The sequence below is a fragment of the Streptomyces sp. D2-8 genome, from assembly GCF_023184515.1.
GTDB lineage: Bacteria > Actinomycetota > Actinomycetes > Streptomycetales > Streptomycetaceae > Streptomyces.
Map to the genome: position 1 here is coordinate 51,093 of NZ_JAAHBP010000015.1, position 24,522 is coordinate 75,614.

19 protein-coding genes are annotated in these 24,522 nt (G+C 69.7%); 4 read left to right on the top strand and 15 right to left on the bottom strand.

Annotation, left to right across the window (positions count from 1 at the left end; translation table 11 throughout):
- Nucleotides 1–178: 178 nt before the first annotated feature.
- Entirely contained in the window at nucleotides 179–1,540 is a 1,362-nt protein-coding gene (pafA, locus tag G3I77_RS25385) for a Pup--protein ligase (RefSeq protein ID WP_248507424.1), read from the bottom strand.
- A gap of 9 nt (nucleotides 1,541–1,549) precedes the next feature.
- On the bottom strand, nucleotides 1,550–2,809 hold the full coding sequence (locus tag G3I77_RS25390) for an MFS transporter (RefSeq protein ID WP_248507426.1): 1,260 nt from the start codon (nucleotides 2,807–2,809) through the stop codon (nucleotides 1,550–1,552).
- 46 nt (nucleotides 2,810–2,855) lie between these two features.
- Here G3I77_RS25390 and G3I77_RS25395 point away from each other — a divergent pair, with 46 nt between their 5' ends.
- Entirely contained in the window at nucleotides 2,856–3,908 is a 1,053-nt protein-coding gene (locus G3I77_RS25395) for a LacI family DNA-binding transcriptional regulator (protein WP_248507428.1), read from the top strand.
- A 60-nt stretch (nucleotides 3,909–3,968) separates the two neighbouring features.
- On the opposite strand, the gene prcA is transcribed toward G3I77_RS25395, so the two are convergent.
- From prcA to arc, 6 genes are all read right to left on the bottom strand, one after another.
- Nucleotides 3,969–4,721 (bottom strand): proteasome subunit alpha, encoded by a 753-nt coding sequence (prcA, locus tag G3I77_RS25400; protein WP_248507430.1) that lies wholly within the window; start codon nucleotides 4,719–4,721, stop codon nucleotides 3,969–3,971.
- Nucleotides 4,722–4,788: 67 nt separating this feature from the next.
- On the bottom strand, nucleotides 4,789–5,634 hold the full coding sequence (gene prcB, locus G3I77_RS25405) for a proteasome subunit beta (protein WP_248507433.1): 846 nt from the start codon (nucleotides 5,632–5,634) through the stop codon (nucleotides 4,789–4,791).
- The gene (locus tag G3I77_RS25410; protein WP_248507435.1) at nucleotides 5,586–6,197 is read right to left on the bottom strand and encodes an endonuclease VII domain-containing protein; all 612 of its coding nucleotides are present in this window, start codon (nucleotides 6,195–6,197) and stop codon (nucleotides 5,586–5,588) included. The genes prcB and G3I77_RS25410 overlap by 49 nt, the downstream gene beginning before the upstream one ends.
- 43 nt (nucleotides 6,198–6,240) lie before the next feature.
- On the bottom strand, nucleotides 6,241–6,459 hold the full coding sequence (locus G3I77_RS25415) for a ubiquitin-like protein Pup (RefSeq protein ID WP_248507437.1): 219 nt from the start codon (nucleotides 6,457–6,459) through the stop codon (nucleotides 6,241–6,243).
- A 178-nt stretch (nucleotides 6,460–6,637) separates the two neighbouring features.
- Complete coding sequence (gene dop / locus G3I77_RS25420) at nucleotides 6,638–8,149, bottom strand: depupylase/deamidase Dop (RefSeq protein ID WP_374386641.1); 1,512 nt, start codon at nucleotides 8,147–8,149, stop codon at nucleotides 6,638–6,640.
- Between the two features lie 234 nt (nucleotides 8,150–8,383).
- Nucleotides 8,384–10,150 carry a proteasome ATPase gene (gene arc / locus G3I77_RS25425; RefSeq protein ID WP_062925901.1) on the bottom strand — a complete coding sequence of 589 codons (1,767 nt, stop codon included), beginning with the start codon at nucleotides 10,148–10,150 and terminating at the stop codon, nucleotides 8,384–8,386.
- A gap of 245 nt (nucleotides 10,151–10,395) precedes the next feature.
- Here arc and G3I77_RS25430 point away from each other — a divergent pair, with 245 nt between their 5' ends.
- Entirely contained in the window at nucleotides 10,396–10,701 is a 306-nt protein-coding gene (locus G3I77_RS25430) for a ferredoxin (RefSeq protein ID WP_248507439.1), read from the top strand.
- A gap of 59 nt (nucleotides 10,702–10,760) precedes the next feature.
- Here the strand turns inward: G3I77_RS25430 and G3I77_RS25435 are convergent, their stop codons facing one another.
- The 3 genes from G3I77_RS25435 to G3I77_RS25445 all read right to left on the bottom strand — a co-directional run bounded on the left by G3I77_RS25435 (nucleotide 10,761) and on the right by G3I77_RS25445 (nucleotide 14,335).
- Nucleotides 10,761–11,339, bottom strand: coding sequence for a hypothetical protein (locus G3I77_RS25435; protein ID WP_248507441.1), 579 nt, complete (start codon nucleotides 11,337–11,339; stop codon nucleotides 10,761–10,763).
- A 318-nt stretch (nucleotides 11,340–11,657) separates the two neighbouring features.
- Nucleotides 11,658–12,560: a tRNA (adenine-N1)-methyltransferase gene (locus G3I77_RS25440; protein WP_031141913.1), complete on the bottom strand. Its 903-nt coding sequence runs from the start codon at nucleotides 12,558–12,560 to the stop codon at nucleotides 11,658–11,660.
- Between the two features lie 38 nt (nucleotides 12,561–12,598).
- Nucleotides 12,599–14,335: a site-2 protease family protein gene (locus G3I77_RS25445; RefSeq protein ID WP_248507443.1), complete on the bottom strand. Its 1,737-nt coding sequence runs from the start codon at nucleotides 14,333–14,335 to the stop codon at nucleotides 12,599–12,601.
- Nucleotides 14,336–14,533: 198 nt separating this feature from the next.
- Between G3I77_RS25445 and G3I77_RS25450 the strand changes: the two genes are divergently transcribed.
- The gene (locus G3I77_RS25450) at nucleotides 14,534–15,517 is read left to right on the top strand and encodes a RecB family exonuclease (RefSeq protein ID WP_248507445.1); all 984 of its coding nucleotides are present in this window, start codon (nucleotides 14,534–14,536) and stop codon (nucleotides 15,515–15,517) included.
- Nucleotides 15,518–15,571: 54 nt separating this feature from the next.
- Nucleotides 15,572–16,243, top strand: coding sequence for a response regulator transcription factor (locus tag G3I77_RS25455; RefSeq protein WP_037670515.1), 672 nt, complete (start codon nucleotides 15,572–15,574; stop codon nucleotides 16,241–16,243).
- A 70-nt stretch (nucleotides 16,244–16,313) separates the two neighbouring features.
- Here G3I77_RS25455 and G3I77_RS25460 read toward each other — a convergent pair whose 3' ends face one another.
- The 4 genes from G3I77_RS25460 to metH all read right to left on the bottom strand — a co-directional run bounded on the left by G3I77_RS25460 (nucleotide 16,314) and on the right by metH (nucleotide 24,409).
- A complete protein-coding gene (locus G3I77_RS25460; protein ID WP_248507447.1) occupies nucleotides 16,314–17,900 on the bottom strand; it encodes an ABC transporter substrate-binding protein in 1,587 nt (528 codons plus the stop codon).
- 107 nt (nucleotides 17,901–18,007) lie between these two features.
- On the bottom strand, nucleotides 18,008–19,612 hold the full coding sequence (locus tag G3I77_RS25465) for an ABC transporter substrate-binding protein (RefSeq protein ID WP_248507449.1): 1,605 nt from the start codon (nucleotides 19,610–19,612) through the stop codon (nucleotides 18,008–18,010).
- Nucleotides 19,613–20,021: 409 nt separating this feature from the next.
- Nucleotides 20,022–20,723: an HAD family phosphatase gene (locus G3I77_RS25470; protein WP_248507451.1), complete on the bottom strand. Its 702-nt coding sequence runs from the start codon at nucleotides 20,721–20,723 to the stop codon at nucleotides 20,022–20,024.
- A gap of 170 nt (nucleotides 20,724–20,893) precedes the next feature.
- Nucleotides 20,894–24,409 carry a methionine synthase gene (metH, locus tag G3I77_RS25475; protein WP_248507453.1) on the bottom strand — a complete coding sequence of 1,172 codons (3,516 nt, stop codon included), beginning with the start codon at nucleotides 24,407–24,409 and terminating at the stop codon, nucleotides 20,894–20,896.
- Nucleotides 24,410–24,522 lie beyond the last annotated feature (113 nt).

Consider the following 24,522-nt stretch of genomic DNA (forward strand, 5'->3'; position numbering starts at 1 on the left):
GATCGGGGGTGGGGGGCAATGGCCGCCACTCTACGGCGTACCCGCTCCTCACTCCCCTCACCGCGCGACACGACGTCGCCCGGGCCACTCCCGGCCGGGCGGAACCAGGCGGGAAAAGCCGGTGCCCGGAGGTACGAGAACCCCCGGGCACCGGCTTTTCGGACGGGCCGGAACAGGCTCACATTCCGGCGATCAGCTTCTCCACCCGATCGTCCACGGAACGGAACGGGTCCTTGCACAGCACGGTCCGCTGAGCCTGGTCGTTGAGCTTGAGGTGAACCCAGTCCACCGTGAAGTCACGGCGCTGTTCCTGGGCCCGCCGGATGAAGTCGCCGCGCAGCCGGGCCCGAGTGGTCTGCGGCGGAACGGACTTGCCCTCGAAGATCTTCAAGTCGTTGCAGATGCGGGCCGCCTGGCCCTTCTTCTCGAGCAGGTAGTACAGGCCACGACGGCGGTGGATGTCGTGGTAGGCGAGGTCTATCTGCGCGACCCGCGGGTGCGACATGGTCATGTTGTGCTTGGCGCGGTACCGCTCGAGGAGCTTGTACTTCATGACCCAGTCGATCTCGGTGCCGATACGGTCGAGGTCCTCGGCCTCGATCGCGTCCAGCGTGCGGCCCCACAGCTCAAGGACCTGGTCGACGGTGCCGGTGCGGATGCCCCGGCGCTCGCAGAAGTCCAGGGCCTTCTCGTAGTACTCGCGCTGCACCTCCAGGGCGGAGGCCTCGCGTCCGCTGGCCAGGCGCACCTTGCGGCGGCCGGTGATGTCGTGGCTGACCTCACGGATCGCCCGGATCGGGTTCTCCAGGGTGAGGTCCCGCATCACCGTGCCCGCCTCGATCATGCGCAGCACCAGGTCGGTGGCACCGACCTTGAGCAGCATGGTCGTCTCGGACATGTTGGAGTCGCCCACGATGACGTGCAGGCGGCGGTAGCGCTCGGCGTCCGCGTGCGGCTCGTCACGCGTGTTGATGATGGGCCGGGAGCGGGTCGTCGCCGAGGAGACGCCCTCCCAGATGTGCTCGGCCCGCTGACTGACGCAGTACACGGCTCCGCGCGGCGTCTGCAGCACCTTGCCGGCACCGCACAGCAACTGCCGTGTGACCAGGAACGGGATGAGAATGTCCGCGAGTCGGGAGAACTCCCCGTGCCGGGCGACCAGATAGTTCTCGTGGCAGCCGTACGAGTTGCCCGCCGAGTCGGTGTTGTTCTTGAAGAGGTAGACGTCGCCCGCGATTCCCTCCTCGTGCAGGCGTCGTTCGGCGTCCACCAGGAGTCCTTCGAGAATGCGCTCGCCTGCTTTGTCGTGGGTGACCAGTTCGGTCACGTTGTCGCATTCCGGTGTCGCGTATTCCGGATGCGATCCCACGTCGAGATAGAGGCGGGCGCCGTTTCGCAGAAAGACATTGCTGCTGCGGCCCCATGACACGACACGGCGGAAGAGGTACCGCGCCACCTCGTCAGGAGACAGGCGGCGCTGTCCCCTGAACGTGCACGTGACGCCGTACTCGTTCTCCAGCCCGAAAATGCGGCGGTCCATGAGGGAACATTACGCCCGATCCCCTGAACTGAAACGGGGTTCGACGGCACGGTTTGGATCATTTTCCGAACCGGCCGCAACAACCGCTCCCTGGCCGGGAGCTGCGACTACCCGTCCTGTGGCGGTCAAAACCAGCAGAGACACGCCACCGGCGACACCCGGAACGGCGAAGCCCCACAGGGCCCCGCCCGCCTCGACCACGGGCCCCGCGACGCCCGTTCCGACCGAGTGGCCCACGGTGAACGTCGTCACCAGCCAGGAGAACGCCTCGGTGACCGTGCCGCGCGGCGCGTGCCGGTCGACCAGGACGAACGCGCAGGCGATGGCGGGCGCGAGGAAGACACCGGCGAGCGCGGTGAGCGCCACCATGGGCACGGCGTCCGGCATGAGCATCAGCGGGAGGTAACACACCACCAGAAGGCCCACCAGCACCCGCAGTCGCCGCGCGGGCTCACCGGCCCACTGCCGCGCCCCGTAGACGGCACCGCCGACCAGCGCCCCGAAACCCAGGGCGGCCATCAGCCAGCCGTACACGGCGTCCCCGCCGTGGTCGTCCGCGTAGGGCACCGAGGCGACCGTGATGGATCCGAGCGCCATCCCGATGAACAGGAACGCCGCGAGCAGCGCGAGCAGCCCCGGGGAGCGCAGCGCGCCGAGCCAGTGCGCCTCGCGCGGCGCCGACCGCCAGGCCCGCGAGGGCTCCGACACCACGACGGACAGCGCCCCCAGCACCCCGACCACGTTCAGCACGAGCAGCGCGGCCTGGGCCGACCACAGGGACACGCACAGCGTCACGAGCAGCGGCCCGACGGTGAACATCACCTCCTGCGCCACGGCGTCCATGGCGTACGCCGTGTGCACCTGGTCCTCCCTGCGCAGCACGGAGGGCCACAGCGCCCGCAGGCCGCCCTCCAGGGGCGGTGTGAAGAGCCCGGCACCGGCGACGGCGGCGTAGGCGAGCGGCAGCGTCCCGATGCCGGAGAAGGCGAAGACGGCCATGGCCAGCGCGGACAGCACAGCCGCGGGCAGCTGCACACGCGGCTGCCCGCGCAGATCCACGATCCGGCCCAGCACGGGCTGACCGACGGCGTTGGCGACGCCGTACACGCCCGCCAGCGCCCCCGCGAGGGTGTACGAACCGCCTTCGGCCCGCACGAACAGCAGGATCGCGATGGCCCCCGTGGCATTGGGCAGCCGGCCCACGAGCGTGCCGACGAGCAACCGGGCGGCGTGTCGCGCCCGAAGGATCTCCAGGTATCCCGTGGCCATGCCCCTACCCTAGGTTTTACGTATAACGTCGGCTTCCATACGTACCATGTCCGCTGTTCACGCGTCCATACGAAAGAGCAGGCCGACGGTGGCACAAGGCAGCACCCGACCCACGAGCCGGGACGTCGCCCAGGTCGCCGGCGTCTCCCAGGCGGCGGTCTCCCTGGTCCTCGGGGACAAGTGGCGCGGGCGCGTCTCGGCGGCGACGGCGGAGCGGGTCCGGGAGGCCGCCCGCGACCTGGGCTACCGCCCGAACCTGGCCGCCCGCAACCTGCGCCTGGGCCGCACCCGCACGGTCCTCCTGGTCGTCCCGGCCCTCACCACGGAGTTCTTCGCCGGCGTCTACACGGGCGCCGCCCGCGTCGCCGCCGAGCACGGCTTCGGCGTGGTCCTCTACCCCTCCCCCGAGGGCATCGGCCCCGCCCGCGACCCGTTCGCCTCCGCGCAGGCCGCACTGGACGGCGTCATCGCCTCCTCCATGGCCGCGGACGCGCTGACCGCGATCCGCGGCGAGGCGCTGCCGCTGGTGATGCTGGACAGCGACCCGGAGGGCAGCCTGGGGGCGGCGACGGTGAACCTGGACATCGCCGACGGCGTCCGTCAGGTCGCGGAGCACCTGCTGTCCCTGGGCCACCGCCGCTTCCTTCATCTGGCGGCGGACGTCCCCTCCTGGACCTTCGAGGTACGTGCCCGGGAACTGGCGGCCCGGCTGGACGAGGTGCCGGGCACATCGGTGCGCACGGCCCGGGCCCTCATCTCCATCGAGGGAGCGGTGGCGGCCGCCGAAGCGGCTCTCTCGGCCCCCGGCGTTCGCCCCACCGCAGTGATCTGCGACGACGATCAGCTCGCGGCCGGCACGTACAAGGCGGCCCGCCGCCTGGGGCTGCGCGTCCCGGACGACCTGTCGGTCACGGGCGTCGACGACCTGGCCCTGGCCACAGCCATGGATCCGGAACTGACGACGGTCCACCTGAACGCCGAGCTCTTCGGGGAGCGCGGCATGCGGGCCCTGCTGGCCGTCCTGGAGGACCGGGCACCCGAAAGCGGGGACATCCCGGTGCGCCTGGTGCTACGAGGCTCCACGGCCAGGCCCCGTTAGGGGTGCTCGCCGGTGCGCCCCGGCCGCACAGCGACCGGGGCGCACCGCACCGCCTCAGCGCTACTCGGCGTCGTCGTCGGACGCCGTCTCCTCGGCACCCCCGTCGCCGTCTGCGTCCGCCCCCAGCAGCCGGGACAGCTGGCGGCCGCTGATCCGCCTGAACTTGCGCTTCTGCGGGCGGGTGCGGTCCAGCACCGCCACCTCGAGCCGCTCCGCGGGAATCTCCCGCTCGCTGCCGTTGGTGTCGCGGGACAGCGCCTGCACCGCCAGCTTCAGCGCCTCCGCGAGGGTCATGCCCTCCTGGTGGCGCTGGTCCAGATAGCTGCTGATCTGCTCGGCGTTGCCGCCCACCGCGACCGAGCCGTGCTCGTCCACGATGGAGCCGTCGTGCGGGAGCCGGTAGATCTGGTCGCCCTCGGGCGTCTCACCGACCTCGGCGACGACCAGCTCCACCTCGTACGGCTTCTCGGCGGCGCTGGAGAAGATCGTGCCCAGCGTCTGCGCGTACACGTTCGCCAGGCCCCGGGCCGTCACGTCGTCCCGGTCGTAGGTGTAACCGCGCAGGTCGGCGTAGCGCACGCCGCCGATCCGCAGGTTCTCGTACTCGTTGTACTTGCCGGCGGCCGCGAAGCCGATCCGGTCGTAGATCTCGCTGAACTTGTGCAGCGCACGGGACGGGTTCTCGCCGACGAACACGATGCCGTCGGCGAACTGCAGCACGACCAGGCTGCGACCACGGGCGATGCCCTTCCGGGCGTACTCCGCCCGGTCGGCCATGGCCTGCTGGGGTGAGACATAGAACGGCGTCGACACCGGTTATCCGTCCCTCTCTTGAAGATTCCGTCGGTTCACTGGACCACCCTCACGAAGACGATCGCCGCTACAGCAGCGCGGCCCGCGGCCCGTCGGGCTGCTCGAGACGCCGCTCCAGAATCGAGCGGGCGATCTCGGACGCCTCGGTCTCGGTGAGCCGGCGGAAGCCGTCGTCGGTGATCACGGTGACGATGGGATAGATCCGGCGGGCGACATCGGGACCGCCGGTCGCCGAGTCGTCGTCTGCCGCGTCGTAGAGCGCCTGGACCACGAGCGTCGTGGCCTCGGCCTCGCTGAGGTCCTCCCGGAAGAGCTTCTTCATCGCGCCGCGCGCGAAGATCGACCCGGAGCCGGTGGCCGCGTAGTGCTGCTCCTCGGAGCGGCCGCCGGTGACGTCGTAGGAGAAGATCCGGCCCTTGCCGCGGTCCACGTCGTACCCGGCGAACAGCGGCACCACGGCCAGGCCCTGCATGGCCATGCCGAGGTTGGAGCGGATCATCGTCGACAGCCGGTTCGCCTTGCCCTCGAGGGACAGCTGCGCGCCCTCGACCTTCTCGAAGTGCTCCAGCTCCAGCTGGAACAGCTTCACCATCTCCACGGCCAGACCCGCCGTGCCGGCGATGCCGACCGCCGAGTACTCGTCGGCCGGGAAGACCTTCTCGATGTCCCGCTGCGCGATGACGTTGCCCATGGTGGCCCGGCGGTCACCGGCGAGGACCACACCGCCGGGGAACGTCACAGCGACGATCGTGGTCCCGTGCGGTGCCTCGATCACGCCCTGGGTGGGGGGCAGTTGCCGATTGCCGGGCAGGATCTCCGGCTGGTGCTCGGACAGGAAGTCCATGAAGGAGGAAGACCCTGGCGTCAGGAAGGCAGCTGGTAGACGCCCGGTGCTACGAGTGTTGGCTTCCACGCGATTCCTTCCACGTATGCGGCAGCCCGCCTTATGGCATCGGGCCGATCCTTGAACTGCCCCAGTGCAGCGTTGCAGCTGAAGCACAGTACGCCTCGGACCCTACCCGTCTTGTGGCAGTGATCCACATGCTCGGGCACGGCCGACAGACAAATACAACACACGCCCGCTTGAGAGGCGATCAGACCTTCGCGTTCGGCTTCCGTGATGCCGTACTGGCGCTTCAGATGCCCCTGCCGACCCTGCACCGCCCGACATGCCTTGCAGCGCGTCGACAGACCGTCGGAAGCGGTCGCGTTGCGGTGCCACTCGCTGTGAGGCTTGATCTCGCCACACATCCGACAGAGCTTGTATCCAGCCGGAACGTCCACCCGCTCCCGGACCGGCTTCCCCAGAGCCTCCCGGCGGCGCCGGTAGCGCGCGGCGCTGTATTTCGCCACGCACTCCCGGCAGTGCACCTGGAGGCCGTCGCGCCGATTCTTGTCACGGGCAAATGCAGCAAGAGGCAGACCCCGCCGACACTTCCTGCATTGCTTCACGTTCGGCTCGCTGGCCGCTTCCATCCCCCGCCACCTTCAGATCAAAGGCTAGAGCGCGCCATACCCTTTACTGTCCACCTTTTTGCACGAAGCTCCGAACGAAATCCTCTGCGTTCTCCTCAAGTACGTCGTCGATCTCGTCCAGAACCGAGTCCACGTCGTCGCTCAGCTTCTCCTGACGCTCCTTGAGGTCCTCGGAAGCCTGCGTCTCCGCCGACTGCTCCTCGACCTCCTCGGTGGACCGGGTGGCCTTCTGCTGTCCGCCGCCGGTGTCCTTGGTCGCCATATCCCTCACCCCGCTCGGTTCGCCCGACACAGTTGCTCGGTCAAGATCAGACCCTACTCGCCGGGTCTGACAATGGCCCCGCAGTTGCTCCAACGTACGGGGACCACCTCGATGATTCCCGGACCAGGGACTTTCCACCCTGTCCGGCCGGCTCCCGACGAGTACCCGCTCAACGCGGTCACCCGCCCGACAGCACCCTGACCAGGTCTTCCGCGGTGCGGCAGCGGTCCAGGAGCTCCTTGACGTGATTACGCGTTCCGCGAAGCGGTTCCAGGGTTGGAACGCGCTGCAGCGAGTCCCGGCCCGGCAGGTCGAAGATCACCGAGTCCCAGGAGGCCGCCGCGACATCGTCCGCGTACTGCTCCAGGCAGCGGCCGCGGAAGTACGCCCGGGTGTCCTCCGGCGGCACCGTACGGGCCCGCTCCACGTCCGCGTCGGTCAGCAGCCGCTTCATGCGCCCGCGGGCCACCAGACGGTTGTACAGGCCCTTCTCGGGCCGTACGTCGGCGTACTGGAGGTCGACCAGGTGCAGCCGCGCCGCGTCCCAGTCGAGGCTGTCCCGGCGCCGGTAGCCCTCCATGAGCTCCCGCTTGGCGACCCAGTCCAGCTCTCCGGCCAGACTCATCGGGTCGTGCTCCAGACGGGTGAGGGTGTCCTCCCAGCGGGACAGGACGTCCTTGGTCTGGTCGTCGGCGTCGGCCCCGAACCGCTCCTCCACGTACTTGCGCGCCAGCTCGTAGTACTCCATCTGCAGCTGGACCGCCGTGAGCGTACGGCCGCTGCGCAGCGTGACCAGGCGCTTCAGGGAGGGGTCGTGCGAGACCTGGTGGAGCGTGCGGACGGGTTGGTCGACGGCGAGGTCGACGGCGATGAACCCGTCCTCGATCATCGACAGCACCAGCGCGGTCGTGCCCAGCTTGAGGTAGGTCGAGATCTCCGACAGGTTCGCGTCACCGATGATCACGTGCAGGCGCCGGTACTTCTCGGCGTCCGCGTGCGGTTCGTCGCGGGTGTTGATGATCGGGCGCTTGAGCGTCGTCTCGAGGCCGACCTCGACCTCGAAGTAGTCGGCTCGCTGGCTGAGCTGGAAGCCGTGCTCGTGCCCGTCCTGGCCGATGCCGACGCGGCCGGCACCGGCGAAGACCTGGCGGGAGACGAAGAACGGCGTCAGATGGCGCACGATGTCCGAGAAGGGGGTCTCCCGCTTCATCAGGTAGTTCTCGTGCGTGCCGTAGGACGCGCCCTTGTTGTCGGTGTTGTTCTTGTACAGGTGGATCGGCTGGGCACCGGGAAGCTGGGCGGCCCGTTCCGCGGCCTCGGCCATGATCCGCTCGCCGGCCTTGTCCCAGAGGACGGCGTCCCGGGGGTTGGTCACCTCGGGGGAGCTGTACTCGGGGTGTGCGTGGTCGACGTAGAGCCGTGCACCGTTGGTGAGGATCACGTTGGCCAGGCCGATGTCCTCGTCGGTGAGCTGGCTGGAGTCGGCGGCCTCGCGGGCGAGGTCGAAGCCTCGCGCGTCCCGCAGCGGGTTCTCCTCCTCGAAGTCCCATCGGGCCCGGCGGGCCCGGTGCATCGCCGCCGCGTAGGCGTTCACGATCTGGGACGAGGTGAGCATGGCATTGGCGTTGGGGTGGCCGGGGACGGAGATCCCGTACTCCGTCTCGATGCCCATTACTCGCCGTACGGTCATGCGGCCCTCCTTGCCCGGCGGCACCCTCGGTCGTGGGCGCCACTCAGATACCGCTGGCGCTCGGTTGCGTGTGCGGTGCCCGTCCCCGCACTGCGCGACGTGGCGGTACGCAAGAGCCTAGAACGCCTTTGCGCTGGTGGGGAGATCATTTGCGTCATTGCGTTGCTCCAGCCGTGGCCTGAAAAACAGTCGGCTGCGGGTACCCGCCGAGGGCACCCGCAGCCGCCCTGCCTTTTACAGGTACTGACCGGTGTTCGCCACCGTGTCGATGGAGCGTCCGGTGTCCGCGCCCTGCTTTCCGGTGATGAGCGTACGGATGTACACGATCCGTTCGCCCTTCTTTCCGGAGATGCGGGCCCAGTCGTCCGGGTTGGTGGTGTTCGGCAGGTCCTCGTTCTCCTTGAACTCGTCCACGCAGGCCTGGAGGAGGTGGGAGACGCGGAGGCCCTTCTGGTTCTTCTCGAGGAAGTCCTTGATTGCCATCTTCTTGGCGCGGCCGACGATGTTCTCGATCATGGCGCCGGAGTTGAAGTCCTTGAAGTAGAGGACTTCCTTGTCACCGTTGGCGTAGGTGACCTCCAGGAAGCGGTTCTCCTCGGACTCGGTGTACATGTGTTCCACCGCCGTCTGGATCATGCTCTGGACGGTGGTGGCCTTGCTGCCGCCGTGCTCACCGAGGTCGTCGGAGTGCAGCGGGAGGCGCTCGGTGAGGTACTTGCCGAAGATGTCCTTGGCCGCCTCGGCGTCGGGACGCTCGATCTTGATCTTCACGTCCAGGCGGCCGGGCCGCAGGATGGCGGGGTCGATCATGTCCTCACGGTTGGAGGCGCCGATCACGACCACGTTCTGCAGGCCCTCCACACCGTCGATCTCGGCGAGCAGCTGCGGGACGATGGTGTTCTCCACGTCCGAGCTGACACCGGAGCCACGGGTGCGGAACAGGGACTCCATCTCGTCGAAGAAGACGATGACGGGGGTGCCCTCGCTGGCCTTCTCCCGGGCGCGCTGGAAGACCAGGCGGATCTGCCGCTCGGTCTCGCCGACGTACTTGTTCAGGAGCTCGGGGCCCTTGATGTTGAGGAAGAAGCTCTTGCCGGCGGCCTGGCCGGTGACCTCGGCGACCTTCTTGGCCAGCGAGTTGGCGACGGCCTTGGCGATGAGCGTCTTACCGCATCCGGGAGGCCCGTAGAGCAGGACACCCTTGGGCGGGCGCAGCTCATGCTCCTTGAACAGGTCCGGGTAGAGGTACGGCAGCTCGACCGCGTCGCGGATGGCCTCGATCTGGCCGCCGAGACCGCCGATCTGCTCGTAGCCGATGTCGGGGACCTCTTCGAGGACGAGTTCCTCGACCTCGCTCTTGGGGACGACCTCGTAGACGTATCCGGAGCGGGGCTCCAGGAGCAGGGCGTCGCCGGGGCGGATGGTGACGTCCAGCAGCGGCTCGGCGAGCCGCACCACCCGCTCCTCGTCGGTGTGCCCGAGCACCAGGGCCCGCTCGCCGTCTTCGAGGATCTCCTTGAGGGTGACGATGTCACCTACGCGCTCGAACTCCATGGCCTCGACCACGTTGAGCGCTTCGTTGAGCATCAGTTCCTGGCCGCGCCGGAGCTCCTCGAGCTCGACGCTGGGGCTGACGTTCACCCTGAGCTTGCGGCCGCCGGTGAAGATGTCGGCGGTGCCGTCCTCGTTGGCCGTCAGGAAGACGCCGAAGCCGGCCGGCGGCTGCGCGAGCCGGTCGACCTCCTCCTTGAGGGCCACGATCTGGTCGCGGGCCTCACGGAGCGTGTTGGCGAGTCGCTCGTTCTGCGCGGACACGCCGGCCAGATTGGTCTGCAGCTCGACGATCCGCTCTTCGAGAATCCTCGTGTGTCGCGGAGAGTCGGCGAGCTTGCGTCGCAGGACGGCGATCTCCTGCTCAAGGTAGGCAATCTGCCCGGCCGGGTCGTCGGACCCGCGTCCCGGGCGGATGCCGCGGTTCATGTCGTCGTCGTGGGCTGCCACGGTCCTCACCTCCTCCAAGGGGAGCTGGACGCTTCCAGACCCTACCTGGGCGGGTGTCGATTGAAACCCCTAGATCACAAAGACGGTCGGGGTGTGTCCGATCTTCACCCTTGCGCTCTCCCTCACGCCAGGGGAATACCCAGCGAACATGATTGGAACCCAGCCGCAGGTAGGGTCGAACTGTTCAACACCCGCCAGAGCTGGCCGGATTCCCGATACGGCTCTGCGGAGAAACGGCAGGAGAGATGAGCGTGCAGCAGGTGGCCGGGGCGGACGGCGAGGAGCTGGAGGTCTGGATCGACCAGGACCTGTGTACCGGCGACGGCATCTGCGCCCAGTACGCGCCCGAGGTGTTCGAGCTGGACATCGACGGTCTGGCCTATGTGAAGAGCACCGACGACGAGTTGCTCCAGGACAAGGGAGCGACAACGCCCGTTCCGCTGCCGCTCCTCACGGACGTGATCGACTCCGCGAAGGAGTGTCCGGGCGAGTGCATCCACGTACGTCGGGTTTCGGACAGGGCCGAGGTCTACGGACCGGACGCGGAGTGACTATTTCTCTACGTTCCGTTACTACTGTCTGACATCTCACACGCGCCGTCGCTCGCGCTTCACACGCTGCGAGCTTCGGACGGCGTCGAGCGGACGAAAGAGCCGCCGCGCCAACGCCATTTCGCGTCACTCTTCTCGTCGGGGCAGCAACGCGGCACGTCGGCCGACGAGTAGCCGAGGACCGTGGCCGTGACGGCCCCGTCGCGAACGGCGAAGTCGGTGACGGTGGTGCTGTCCTTGGGGTCGAGCAGGGTGGCCACGACGCGCGGCTTGCCGCCGTCGGCGTCGCGCGTGAGGACGTACACGCCGTCCGGCGGCGTGCCCATCGGGGAGTCGCAGTGGACCACGGCCACCGTCTCGGGCCGGCCGTCGCCGTCGAGGTCTCCGGAAGCCCGCTTCTTCACCACGGCCTTCACCGGGCCGCATTCGATCGGGAACGTCACCGCGGCCGGGTCGGGCGGAGTCATGGGCGCCGGAGCGCTCTTGGTCTCGGGGGCAGCGGGCTGGGCCGCCGTCGCCGCGCCGGGCTGCAGGACCGAGGAGAAGGCCAAGACGCCCGCGACGGCCGTCGCGGTGGCGAGCCAGTGGATGGGGCGGGTGTGGGTGTGGGCGAGCTCCGGGACGGCGGAAGACTGCACTAGGAGTGTCTCCTGAGGCTGTGCCGGTGGGGTGGCCAGCATGGTGCCACACGTCACACCGCGAGGGAACGGCGGGGTGTGCACGTCCTGTGCCGGGGCAGTCAGAAGGGTTACGGTTCCTGCCGTTGTGTCAGCGGGCCTGTGCGGCCCTGCTCCCGCCGCACCACGACATGGGCCTACACGGCCTCCGCGGCAGGTCACCGCCGTTGGGCGAGGGTTCACCCGGGGCGGCAACGGAAAGGCGCCGTGGCGGAGTTCCGGTACGGATCCGGGAACTCCGCCACGGCGCCGGTGCGTTGGACGCGGTGACGGGCTGCCTCAGCGGGCGGTGCCGCCGTCGGCGTTGGGACCTGCGTAGTCCTCGCCGTAGGCGCCCTTGGCGGGGCGGCGGCGGCGCATGGGCGGCTCGACGCCGTCCGCGAGGCGGCGGGCGGTGAGCAGGAAGCCGGTGTGGCCGATCATCCGGTGGTCCGGGCGGACGGCCAGGCCCTCGATGTGCCAGTTGCGGATCATCGTCTCCCAGGAGGTCGGCTCGTTGAAGCAGCCGATCTCGCGGATGGACTCGACGGTCCGGGCGAGCTGGGTGGTCGTCGCCACGTAGCAGCACAGGATGCCGCCGGGGACGAGCGCCTTGGAGACGGCTTCCAGGCACTCCCAGGGGGCGAGCATGTCGAGGATGACGCGGTCGACGTCGGCGTCGGACAGGTTGTCCTGGAGGTCACCGACGGTGAGCTGCCAGGCGGGGTGCGGGCCGCCGAAGTAGCGCTCCACGTTCGCCTGGGCGATCTCGGCGAAGTCCGCCCGGCGCTCGTAGCTGTGCAGCATGCCCTGGTCGCCGATGGCCCGGAGCAGGAAGCTGCTGAGCGATCCGGAGCCGACACCCGCTTCGACGACGCGGGCGCCGGGGAAGATGTCGGCGAAGGCGAGGATCTGCCCCGCGTCCTTGGGATAGACCACGGCGGCGCCGCGGGGCATGGACAGGACATAGTCGGGGAGCAGGGGGCGCAGCGCGAGGTAGGCGACGTTCCCCGTGGTGCGGACAACGCTGCCCTCGGGAGCGCCGATCAGTTCGTCGTGGGGGAAGGAACCCTTGTGGGTGTGGAAGTTCTTCCCGGCCTCGAGCGTGAACGTGTAGTGGCGGCCCTTGGGGTCGGTCAGCTGAACCTGGTCCCCGACCTTGAAGGGCCCGCGCCTGCGGGCGGCACCGGTCGGTTCGGACATGTGACCAGCCTACCGGCCCCGGAGAGGGCCACCGACCACTAGGACGGCCTCGCCATCGCCTTCACGAAGGCGCGCTCCACGTCGGCCGCCGACAGGACGCCGTAGATCTCGCCGGTGTCCTCCACCACCAGGTACTCGGTGGCCGGGGTGGCGCGCAGGGCGTCCAGCAGCTCCTCGCCCGACAGTTCCGCCGAGACGCGCATGCCGTCGGTGAGGTCCTGCGCGAGGCCGCTGACGGCGACCCAGGGGCGGCGGTGCTCGGGTACGCCGACGATGGCGGCCTCGCGGACGAGGGAGAGGGGCTTGCCGTCGGTGTCGACCACGACCAGGGCGCGGGCTCCGGCGGCGTTGGCGCGGCGCAGGGCCTCCGAGAGCGGGGTGCCGGTCTCGACGGGGACCGCGCGGCGGGTGAGGCTCCGGGCGCGCAGCTCGGGGAGGTGCTCGCGCAGGCGGGCCATGCGCAGGCTGTTGCCGGCGCCGGTCCAGATGATCGCGGCGAGGATGGCGGCGAGCAGGGCGTCGAGGACGGTGTCCATGCCGACGCTGTCGGTGGCGTTGGTGCCGAGGGCGCCGGACTGGGTCAGCAGGGGCAGTCCGATGAGCACGGAGACGGCGAGGGCGCGGCCGACCCAGGCGGCGGCGATGGTGCCCTTCATGGGCTTGCCGGTGATCTTCCAGACGACGGCGCGGAGCATCCGGCCGCCGTCGAGGGGCAGGCCGGGCAGGAGGTTGAACGCGGCCACGATGAGGTTGGAGATCATCAGGCCCGCGAGCAGGACGCCGGGGACGGTGCCGGGTTCCACGGCCTGCACGGCGGCGTAGAAGACGCCGGCGAGGACGAGGGAGAGCAGGGGCCCGACGAAGGCGAGCACGAACTCCCGGCCGGGGGTCTCGGCCTCCTTCTCGATCTCGGAGACGCCGCCGAAGAACTGGAGCCGGATGCGGCGGACCGGGAGCTTGAAGCGGAGGGCGGCGACCGTGTGGGCCAGTTCGTGGACGAGCACGGAGGCGTAGAAGGCGACCGCGAAGAAGAGGGAGACCAGGTAGCGGGCGGCACCGAGCTCGGGCAGCACGCGCTCCAGCTGGCCGCCGAACACCCAGGTGATCAGCGCGGCCACGAGGAACCAGCTCGGCGCGACGTACACGGGCACCCCGAAGGGCCGCCCCATGAGCAGCCCGCCGCGGGGCTCGGGCCGCTGGGGGGCGGGGCCCTTGCCGTCGGCGGAGTGGGCGAGGGGGCGGTCGCCGTGGTCGGGGACGGAAGGGCCGGGGTGATGCTTCGCGCGGCCGGGATCCGGGGCGGGGGCCGAGGGCGGGCCGCTGGCGTAGCCGCGGTCGGGGTGCGTGTCGCTCTCCGGTGAACCGCCGCCGCCGCGCTCGCCGGGGGCGGGGGCGGCCTGCGGTCCGTCGGCGTCGGCGCGGGCCGGGGCCGGGTGCGGGCCGTCGGCGTAGCCGCGGTCGGGGTGCGGGTCCGGACGGCTCGCGTCGCGCTCGGTGGGGGCGGATGCCGCGTCGTCCGGAGTCCGCGGGGGGTGCGAGGCGCCGGCGGCGGAGTCCCGGTCCGCTGCCGAGTCGCCCCTCGTGGTGTCTGCGGGTGCGGCCGGACCGGTCGGCTCGGGGCCGGGGGTGGGCTGCTCGGGGGTGAAACCGTGCTCGTCCGTGGGCTGTTGGTCGGCTGGGGTCGGGTCGGTGGCCCGGGCCGGAGGCCCCGCGTGACGCTCGGCCGGCTCGTCGTTGCCGGACTGCGGCCGCCCGCGCCCGCCGCTCTCGTCCACCGGTGTCCCCTCGATCGAAGCGTCTCCCGCGCCTGGCGGACGGGAGGGTCTCGAGTCGATGGTATGCGTCCGTCGCGGTGCGTTCCGCCCCGGCACCCCTGTGTTTCCCGTACCTCCTCTCCCCTCACGGCTTCTGACGTCGCACGCGGCGCGACCGCGGCTGGGTCACTGTCAGTGGCGGGCCGTATGGTCTGGGGCATGGAGACGAGCACCGAGGGCGAAGCGCAGCCCGAGAGCAGCCCTGCCGCGGCGGTGGATCCGCCGGTCCCGGCAGGGCCCGCGGCGACGGCAGTGGAGACGGCCACCCCGAGCGGCACCGCGACCGAGTCCACCGCCATAGCGCCCGCCTCGCTGTCCCCCTCGCGTGCCAGTGACTTCATGCAGTGCCCGCTGCTGTACCGCTTCCGGGTCATCGACCGGCTGCCGGAGAAGCCGAGCGAGGCGGCGACCAGGGGCACGCTGGTGCACGCCGTCCTGGAGCGGCTCTTCGACGCCCCGGCCGCCGAGCGCACGGCGCCCCGGGCGAAGTCGCTGATCCCCGGCCAGTGGGACCGGCTGCGCGAGACGCGGCCGGAGGTCGTGGAGCTGTTCGCCGACGATCCGCAGGGCGAGCGGCTGGCGCGCTGGCTGGGCGAGGCGGAGCAGCTCGTCGAGCGCTGGTTCACCCTGGAGGACCCCAGCCGGCTGGAGCCTGCCGAGCGGGAGCTGTTCGTCGAGGCCGAGCTGGAGTCCGGGCTGCGGCTGCGCGGCATCATCGACCGGGTCGACGTGGCTCCCACGGGCGAGGTCCGGATCGTCGACTACAAGACGGGGAAGGCGCCCAGGCCCGAGTACTCCGAGGGCGCGCTGTTCCAGATGAAGTTCTACGCCCTGGTGGTGTGGCGGCTGAAGAACGTGGTCCCCCGGCGGCTCCAGCTGGTCTACCTCGGCAGCGGCCAGGTGCTGACGTACGACCCGGTCCTCGCCGACCTGGAGCGGGTCGAGCGCAAGCTGCTGGCGCTGTGGGAGGCGATCCGGCTGGCCACCGAGACGGGCGACTGGCGGCCGCGCCCCACGAAGCTGTGCGGCTGGTGCGACCACCAGGCCCACTGCCCGGAGTTCGGCGGCACTCCCCCGCCCTATCCCCTGCCTGTGGGCGCGGCGGAGCTGCCGGTGCAACCCGTCGCCGGTGAGGGCGGCTGAGTCCGGCGAGCCCGCGCAGGGCAGAATGTGGCCGGACTAGCGAAGGAGACTTACGTGGCCATCCGCGTCCTACTGGTCGACGACCAGCCGCTGCTCCGTACCGGCTTCCGGATGATCCTGGAGGCCGAGCAGGACATCGCGGTCGTCGGCGAGGCCGGAGACGGCCTCCAGGCGCTCGACCAGGTGCGGGCCCTGCAGCCCGACGTGGTCCTGATGGACATCCGCATGCCGCGGATGGACGGTGTGGAGGCGACCCGGCAGATCACCGGGCCCGGGCGGGACGGCCCGGCGAAGGTGCTGGTGCTGACGACCTTCGACCTCGACGAGTACGTGGTGGAGGCGCTGCGCGCCGGTGCCAGCGGGTTCCTGCTGAAGGACGCGCCCGCCAACGAGCTGGTGCAGGCCATCAGGGTCGTGGCCGCCGGGGAGGCGCTGCTCGCGCCGAGCATCACCCGCCGGCTGCTCGACAAGTACGCCACGCATCTGCCGTCGGGTGACGAGCCGGTGCCGGACACGCTGCACACGCTCACCGACCGCGAGGTCGAGGTGCTGAAGCTGGTGGCGCGCGGGTTGTCCAACGCGGAGATCGCCGCCGATCTGTTCGTCAGCGAGACCACCGTCAAGACGCACGTCGGGCATGTGCTGACCAAGCTGGGCCTGCGCGACCGCGTGCAGGCGGCGGTGTACGCGTACGAGAGCGGACTGGTGCGCCCCGGGGCGCAGTAGCGACCGCGAGCCGATACGCGAGAGGGCGCCCCCCGCCAAGGCGGGGGGCGCCCTTCTTCACACCGGTGTGTCAGGAGGCGTCCTTGCTGAGCTCCCAGAAGCGGAACACCGTCGACGCGTCGAGGCAGTACTCCAGGCCGTAGACGCCGTCGCGGACGACCGCGTACTGCTTGGCCTGCCACACCGGCAGGACGGGGAGTTCGTCGGCGACGATGTCCTGCAGCTCCCCGAACTCCTTGTCCGTGGCGGCCCGGTTGGTCAGCGCGGCGGTGCGCGGGATGAGCGAGCCGGTGATCGTGTCGTTGTCGTAGTTGTTGCTCAGCACGTTGCCCTCGCCGAAGAAGGGGGCCGTGAAGTTGTCGGCGTCCGGGTAGTCCGGCACCCAGCCCTTCACGTAGACGCCGTACTTGCCCGCGGCGATGTCCTTCTCGTACTGGCCGAAGGAGACGGACTTGACGTTGGCGTCGAACAGGCCGCTGGCGTTGAGCTGGCCGGCGATGGCGTTCAGCTCCTGGTCGGTCGCGGGGCCGTAGCGGGACGGGGTCGACCAGAGGGTCAGCTTCACCTTGCCGGTGATGCCGTCCTTGCGCAGCGCGGCCTGGGCCTTGGACTTGGAGGGGCGGGCGCCGTAGGTGTCGAAGAAGGCCGTGTTGTGGCCCGCGATACCGGCCGGGATGATCGAGTACAACGGGGTCGCGGTGCCCTGGTAGACGTCCTTGATGAGGGCTTCGCGGTCGAGCAGGTGGGCGATGGCCTTGCGGACGCCGAGCTTTCCGGCGACCGGGTCGTCCATGTTGAACACCAGGTGCTGGACCTCGGCGCTGCTGCCCTCGACGACCTCGACGCCGGTGCCGTCGTCGGCCTTCTCGGTGTCGGCGATGTCGCCCGCGGTGAGACCGCGGTAGGCGATGTCGACGTCCCCGTTCTGGATGGCCTGCTTCAGGGCCGTCTGGTCGCCGTTGAAGAACTTGAGCGTCACGCCGGTGTTGCTCACCTTGGCGGTGCCCTTGTAGTTCTCGTTGACGGAGAAGACCGCCTGCCCGTCCTCGAAGGAGTCGAGCTGGTAGGGGCCGGAGCCGACCGCCTTGCCGTCCTTGCGGAGCCCGTCCGCGTCGTACTGGCCGTGGTCGACGATGGAGCCGGCGCCGGAGGCGATCTTGCTCGGGAAGGTGGCGTCGGCCGTGTTGAGGCGGAAGACGACCGTCTTCTCGTCGGGCGTCTCGACCTTCTCCAGCGTGGGGAACATGATCGCGGGCCCGTCGGGGTCGTTGATCTTCAGCATGCGGTCGAAGGAGAACTTGACGTCCTCGGAGGTGAGCTCGTCACCGTTGCTGAACTTGAGGCCGTCCTTCAGCGTGCACTTGTAGACCGTGGTCTGCGAGTCGGTGAACACACAGCTCTCCGCGGCCTCCGGCTGCGGTTCCGTGGCGCCCTTGGGGAAGCTGAGCAGGGACTGGAAGACGTTGTTGAACAACAGCCAGGAGCCGGGGTCGTAGCCGGAGGCCGGGTCCGTGGCCAGGACGTCGTCGGACATCCCCACCACCACGTTGGAGCCGTCCCCCGCGGAGTCACCGCTCTCCGTGCCGCAGCCGGTCAGCAGTCCGGAGGCGAGCCCCACCACGAGGGGAAGGACCGGCCACTGGTTGCGTATGTTCACGTGTGTGCCTTGTCGTCGGTTCTCGAGAACACCCGGAGCATGTCCCTGGCTCCGGGGCACGGATCCCCGGGGCCGCGGTCAGGGGCTCCGGGTTTCCAGCGGGTCCGTCAGTTGCTCACACCGCGGCCGAGCTCCCACAGCTGGAGAGTCGAGGCGGAGTTGAGCGCGTAGGCGGTACCCGTGATGTCATCGCGCGCGGCGACGTACTGCTTGCCCTGCCACAGCGGCAGCACCGGAACGTCGCCGGCGACGATGTCCTGAATGTCCGTCAGGCTGGTGGAGGCGGACAGCCGGTCCGCCTCACGGCGGGATTCCGGGATCAGGGTGTTGCGGATCTGGCTGTTGTCGTACGGCGAGCCGAGGGTGTTGTCCGTGTCGAGGAACGGCGCGAGGAAGTTGTCGGCGTCCGGGAAGTCCGGGAACCAGCCCATGCCGTAGACGTCGTAGTCGCCCTTCTTCTCGGCCGGGCGGAACGTGTCCCAGGGGGTGCCCTTGATGCCGACGTCGAACAGGCCGCTGGAGTTCAGCTGGTCGCGCAGGACCTCGAACTCCTTCTTGGTGGCCGGACCGTAGTGGTCGGTGGTGTAGTGCAGCGTCAGCTTCACCGGGGTGGCGATGTTCGCCTGGTTGAGCAGGGAACGGGCCTTGGTGACGTTCGGCTCGCCGTACTTGTTGAAGAACGAGTTGGAGTGGCCGGTGACGCTGGCCGGGACCAGCGAGTACAGCGGCTCGGCCTGGGAGCCGTAGACCTTGGAGACCAGTTCGCCGCGGTTGACGATCTGGGCCATCGCCTGGCGCACGGCCTTGGACTTCACCGTCGGGGCGTCGGTGTTGAAGCCCAGGTAGCGGATCTCGAGACCGGGCATCTCGACGAGGTCGATGTCGGTGTCGGCGTCGCCCGAGAGCTCGCGGATCTGATCCGGCGACATGGCGCGGGTCATCAGGTCGATGTCGCCCTCGTCCAGCGCCGCGCCCATGGCGTCGGCGTCCTTGAAGGAGACCATGTCGACCTTGTCGTTGTTCACCTCGATGGTCCCCTTGTAGTCGGGGTTCCTGGTGAACTCGGCCTTGACCAGCTCGCCGTCCTCGACGTCGGCCTTGAGGGTGTACGGGCCGGAGCCCTCCAGGTCGAAGCCGTCGCGCAGCTTGTTCTTCGGGTAGTCGTCGGGGTCGACGATGCCGGCGACCGGGGTCGACAGCTTGTACGGGAAGGTCGCGTCGGCGGTCTTGAGGTGGAAGATGACCTCGCGGTCACCCTGCGTCTCGACGGTGTCGATGGTGGACAGCAGCGCGAACACACCGCTGTCGGCCTTGAGGGAGCGGGCGCGGTCGATGGAGTACTTCACGTCGGCCGCGGTGACGGCGTCGCCGTTGGCGAACGTCAGGCCGTCGCGCAGGGTGCAGGCGTAGCGCTCGTTGCCGGTGTCGGTGAAGCCGCAGCGCTCGGCGGCCTCCGGCACCGGCTCGCCCTCGCCGCGCGGCTGGATCATCAGGGTCTGCACGGTCTGGCGCAGGATGTTCCAGGTGCCGACGTCGTAGGCGTACGCCGGATCGAGGGGCGCGGGAGCGTCCTTCGAGGCGGTGAACCGGTCCGTGGTGCCGACGACGATCGCGCCGCTGCCGCCGCTCCCGCCGTCGGACCCGCCGCAGGCGGCGAGCACCGGCGCGAGCAGACCGATCACGGCCGGCAGCGCCAAGGTCTTGCGGTTCATGCTCGAGTTTCTCCAGAGCTGTCGACTCCGTGTACCCGGCATGCAGGGGTGGCGCAGCGGATCACGGGGGTGGGGCGAGGTTCTCGCGACGAGATTAGTCGCGGCCGACAGGAAGCTTCGCAGCCACCGGAGTTGAGCGCCCATCACGCTGCGGAACCGGGCGTGGACAGACCGAAAACCCGACAGTGGAAGCTTTGGTACAGCATTCCATCAATCGGGACACAAGGGCACACCGGCGACCCCCCGAAGGGGGTGCGCAGCACACGCCGGTTCGACTGTCGACCCCGGATCGCGTGGGGAACGTCACATGCGTAAACGGGTTCGAAGGTACGGGAATTCGCTCATCCGGAGGGGCTCGAATTCACCTTCGGAATTACCGCCCTAACGCCGCTGCACGCTGGGTGAACGCCTAGCGCATTTCCGTCATCAGGCCGTGCAGAAATGTCAGGTCCACCTCTTCGAGGGAGGTGACGACCGTGCGGCGCAGGGACGGGGCGATGGGCGCGACGGAGGGCACGGCCACGACGTGGCAGCCCGCGGCCTCGGCGGCGGCGACTCCGGTCGCGGTGTCCTCGATGACGGCGCACCGAACCGGGTCCGCGCCGAGTCCGGCGGCGGCGGCGAGGTACGGGTCGGGGTGCGGCTTGGTGCGCGGCACCTCGTCACCGGCCACCGTCAGGCTGAAGTGGTGGGCGCCCAGCGAGGTCAGCACCCGGTCGATGATGCGCCGGTGCGAGGCGGAGACCAGGGCCGTGGGGATCTCGTACGCGTACAGCTCGGCCAGCAGCCGGCCGGCGCCCGGCATCAGCGGCAGGGCGCGGTCGATGCGCTCCTCGAAACCGTCGTTCAGGAGCACCGTGAGCTCGTCGAGGGCGATGTCGGCGCCGGTGGCCTCGATGAGGAACCCCGCACTGCGGGTCATGGGGCCGCCGACCACGACATGCCGCCAGGACTCGTCGAGCGTGTGGCCGAGGGAGGCGAAGACCTCGGCCTCGACCTCCCACCAGAAGCCCTCCGTGTCCACCAGGGTGCCGTCCATGTCGAGGAGCACGGCCTGCAGGGCCGACCCTTCGGCCGACCGGGTACCGAGCGCGGGGACCGTACTGGTCATCCACCTACCTCCTTGAGGGACGATCAGGCCGGTTCCCACGTGGGAACCGGCCTGCAGTGGACCGACCAGTCTACGTCGTCCGTGGGCGAAGTGCCTCGTTTAGCGGCTGTGCCGGAGGGCACACCGTGTATACGCCGGGGGTCGCCGTGACGTGCACCGGGAAGCGCCCCTCAGCGGGCGTTGAAGTACTTCGCCTCCGGGTGGTGGATCACGATGGCGTCCGTGGACTGCTCGGGGTGCAGCTGGAACTCCTCGGACAGCTCGACGCCGATGCGCTCCGGCTGGAGCAGGTCGGCGATCTTGGCGCGGTCCTCCAGGTTGGGGCAGGCGCCGTAGCCGAGGGAGAAGCGGGCGCCCCGGTACTTCAGCTCGAACATGCCCTGCATCTCGTCCGGGTCCTCGCCGGCGAAGCCGAGTTCGGAGCGCACGCGCGCGTGCCAGTACTCGGCGAGCGCCTCCGCCAACTGCACGGACAGCCCGTGCAGTTCGAGGTAGTCACGGTAGGCGTTGGCCTCGAAGAGCCGCGCGGTCTCCTCGCCGATGCGCGAGCCGACGGTGACGACCTGGAGGCCGACGACGTCCGTCTCGCCGGACTCCTCCGGGCGGAAGAAGTCGGCCAGGCACAGGCGGCGGCCCCGGCGCTGGCGCGGGAAGGTGAAGCGGGTGCGCTCGTTGCCCTGCTCGTCGAGGATGATCAGGTCGTCGTCCTTGGAGACGCACGGGAAGTAGCCGTAGACCACGGCCGCCTCCAGCATGTTCTCCGTCTGGAGCCGGTCCAGCAGGCCGCGCAGCCGGGGCCGGCCCTCGCTCTCGACGAGTTCCTCGTAGGACGGGCCCTCGCCGGTGCGGGCCTGCTTCAGGCCCCACTGGCCCTTGAACAGAGCGCCCTCGTCGAGCCAGCTCGCGTACTCCTTGAGCTGGATGCCCTTGATCACGCGGGTGCCGCGGAAGGGCGGCTCGGGGACGGGGTTGTCGGTGGCGACGTCGGAGCGGACGTGCCCCTCCTCGGGGCTCTCCTCCGCGGCGGCCGGGGCCGCGGCCCTGACCCGGCGCTGCTTGAGCTCGGGCAGCTTCGCTCCGGGCACGCCCCGCTTGACGCCGATGAGGGCGTCCATCAGGCGCAGCCCCTCGAAGGCGTCGCGGGCGTAGCGGACTTCACCCTCGTAGATCTCGTGCAGGTCCTGCTCGACGTAGGCGCGGGTGAGGGCGGCGCCGCCGAGGATGACCGGGTAGCCGGAGGCCAGGCCGCGCTGGTTGAGCTCCTCCAGGTTCTCCTTCATGATCACCGTGGACTTCACCAGCAGTCCGGACATGCCGATGACGTCGGCCTTGTGTTCCTCGGCGGCTTCCAGGATCGCGGAGACCGGCTGCTTGATGCCGAGGTTGACGACGTTGTAGCCGTTGTTGGACAGGATGATGTCGACGAGGTTCTTGCCGATGTCGTGCACGTCGCCGCGCACGGTGGCGAGCACGATGGTGCCCTTGCCGGCCTCGTCGGTCTTCTCCATGTGCGGTTCGAGGTGGGCGACGGCCGTCTTCATGACCTCGGCGGACTGCAGGACGAACGGCAGCTGCATCTGACCGGAGCCGAACAGCTCGCCGACGACCTTCATGCCGTCCAGCAGGGTCTCGTTGACGATGTCGAGCGCGGGCCGCTCCTGGAGGGCCTCGTCGAGGTCCGCTTCGAGGCCGTTGCGCTCGCCGTCGATGATGCGCCGCTTCAGGCGCTCGTCCAGGGGCAGGGCGGCCAGTTCCTCGGCCTTGCCGGCCTTGAGGGACTTGGCGGTGGCGCCCTCGAACAGCTGCATGAGCTTCTGCAGTGGGTCGTAGCCCTCGGCGCGGCGGTCGTGGATGAGGTCCAGGGCCGTCTGGACCTCCTCCTCGCTGAAGCGGGCGATCGGCAGGATCTTCGACGCGTGCACGATCGCCGAGTCCAGGCCCGCCTTGACGCACTCGTCGAGGAAGACGGAGTTCAGCAGGATGCGGGCGGCCGGGTTGAGGCCGAAGGAGATGTTGGACAGGCCGAGCGTGGTCTGCACCTTCGGGTGGCGCCGCTTCAGCTCGCGGATGCCCTCGATGGTGGCGATGCCGTCCCCCCGGGACTCCTCCTGGCCGGTACAGATGGTGAAGGTCAGGCAGTCCACGAGGATGTCCTCCTCGTGGATGCCCCAGTTGCCGGTCAGGTCGTCGATGAGCCGTTCGGCGATCTCGACCTTCTTCTCGGCGGTGCGGGCCTGGCCCTCTTCGTCGATGGTGAGCGCGATGAGGGCGGCGCCGTGCTCCCGGGCGAGCGCAGTGACCTTGGCGAAGCGGGACTCGGGGCCGTCGCCGTCCTCGTAGTTGACCGAGTTGATCACCGCACGGCCGCCGAGCTTCTCCAGGCCGGCCCGGATGACGTCGACCTCGGTGGAGTCCAGCACGATCGGCAGGGTGGAGGCGGTGGCGAAGCGGCCGGCCAGCTCCTCCATGTCGGCCACGCCGTCGCGGCCGACGTAGTCCACGCACAGGTCGAGCATGTGCGCGCCCTCGCGGATCTGGTCGCGGACCATCTCCACGCAGTCGTCCCAGCGGCCTTCCAGCATGGCCTCGCGGAACTTCTTCGAGCCGTTGGCGTTGGTGCGCTCGCCGATGGCCAGGTAGGAGGTGTCCTGCCGGAACGGCACGGACTGGTAGAGGGAGGCCGCGCCCGGCTCGGGCTGCGGGCCGCGCTCGGTCGGGGCGGCGTCCCGGACGCGCTCGACCAGCTGGCGCAGGTGCTCCGGGGTGGTGCCGCAGCAGCCGCCGACGAGGGAGAGGCCGTAGTCCCGGACGAAGGTGTCCTGCGCGTCGGCCAGCTCGGGCGCGGTCAGCGGGTAGTGCGCGCCGTCCTTGGTCAGCACCGGCAGGCCCGCGTTGGGCATGCAGGACAGCGGGATGCGCGAGTGCCGGGACAGGAAGCGCAGGTGCTCGCTCATCTCGGCAGGGCCCGTGGCGCAGTTCAGGCCGATCATGTCGATGCCGAGCGGCTCCAGCGCGGTCAGGGCCGCGCCGATCTCGGAGCCGAGCAGCATGGTGCCGGTGGTCTCGACGGTCACCGAGACGATCAGCGGCACGGACTGGCCGGTGGCCTCCATGGCCCGGCGGGCGGCGATGACGGAGGCCTTGGTCTGGAGCAGGTCCTGCGTGGTCTCCACGAGCAGCGCGTCGGCGCCGCCGGCGAGCAGCCCCTCGGCGTTCTGCTGGTAGGCGTCCCGGATGGCGCCGAAGGTGGTGTGGCCGAGGGTGGGCAGCTTGGTGCCGGGTCCCATCGAGCCGAGCACCCAGCGCTGCTGCCCGGTGCTGCGGGTGAACTCGTCGGCCACCTCGCGGGCGATCCGGGCACCGGCCTCGGACAGCTCGGTGACGCGCTCGGGGATGTCGTACTCGCCGAGGGCGGTGAGGTTGGCGCCGAAGGTGTTGGTCTCCACGCAGTCCACACCGACGTCGAAGTATGCGGAGTGGACCGAACGGACGATGTCCGGGCGCGTCTGGTTGAGGATCTCGGTGCAGCCCTCGAGATTCTCGAAGTCCTCGAGCGTGGGGTCCTGCGCCTGGAGCATGGTGCCCATCGCTCCGTCGGCCACGACCACGCGGGTGGCCAGGGCTTCTCGGAGCGCGGACACACGGGCCCGGCTGTCTGCGGAAGGGGTCGGCGGCAACGAGGCCATGAAAAGGGCTCCCTCGGATGCGACGGCTGTCGGCTTTGCGGCTTCCCGGACAGCGGAGGGCATCCGGGATGGGCGCACCGCGCCAGCGTAACCGGGAGTGGGCTTGGATGGGC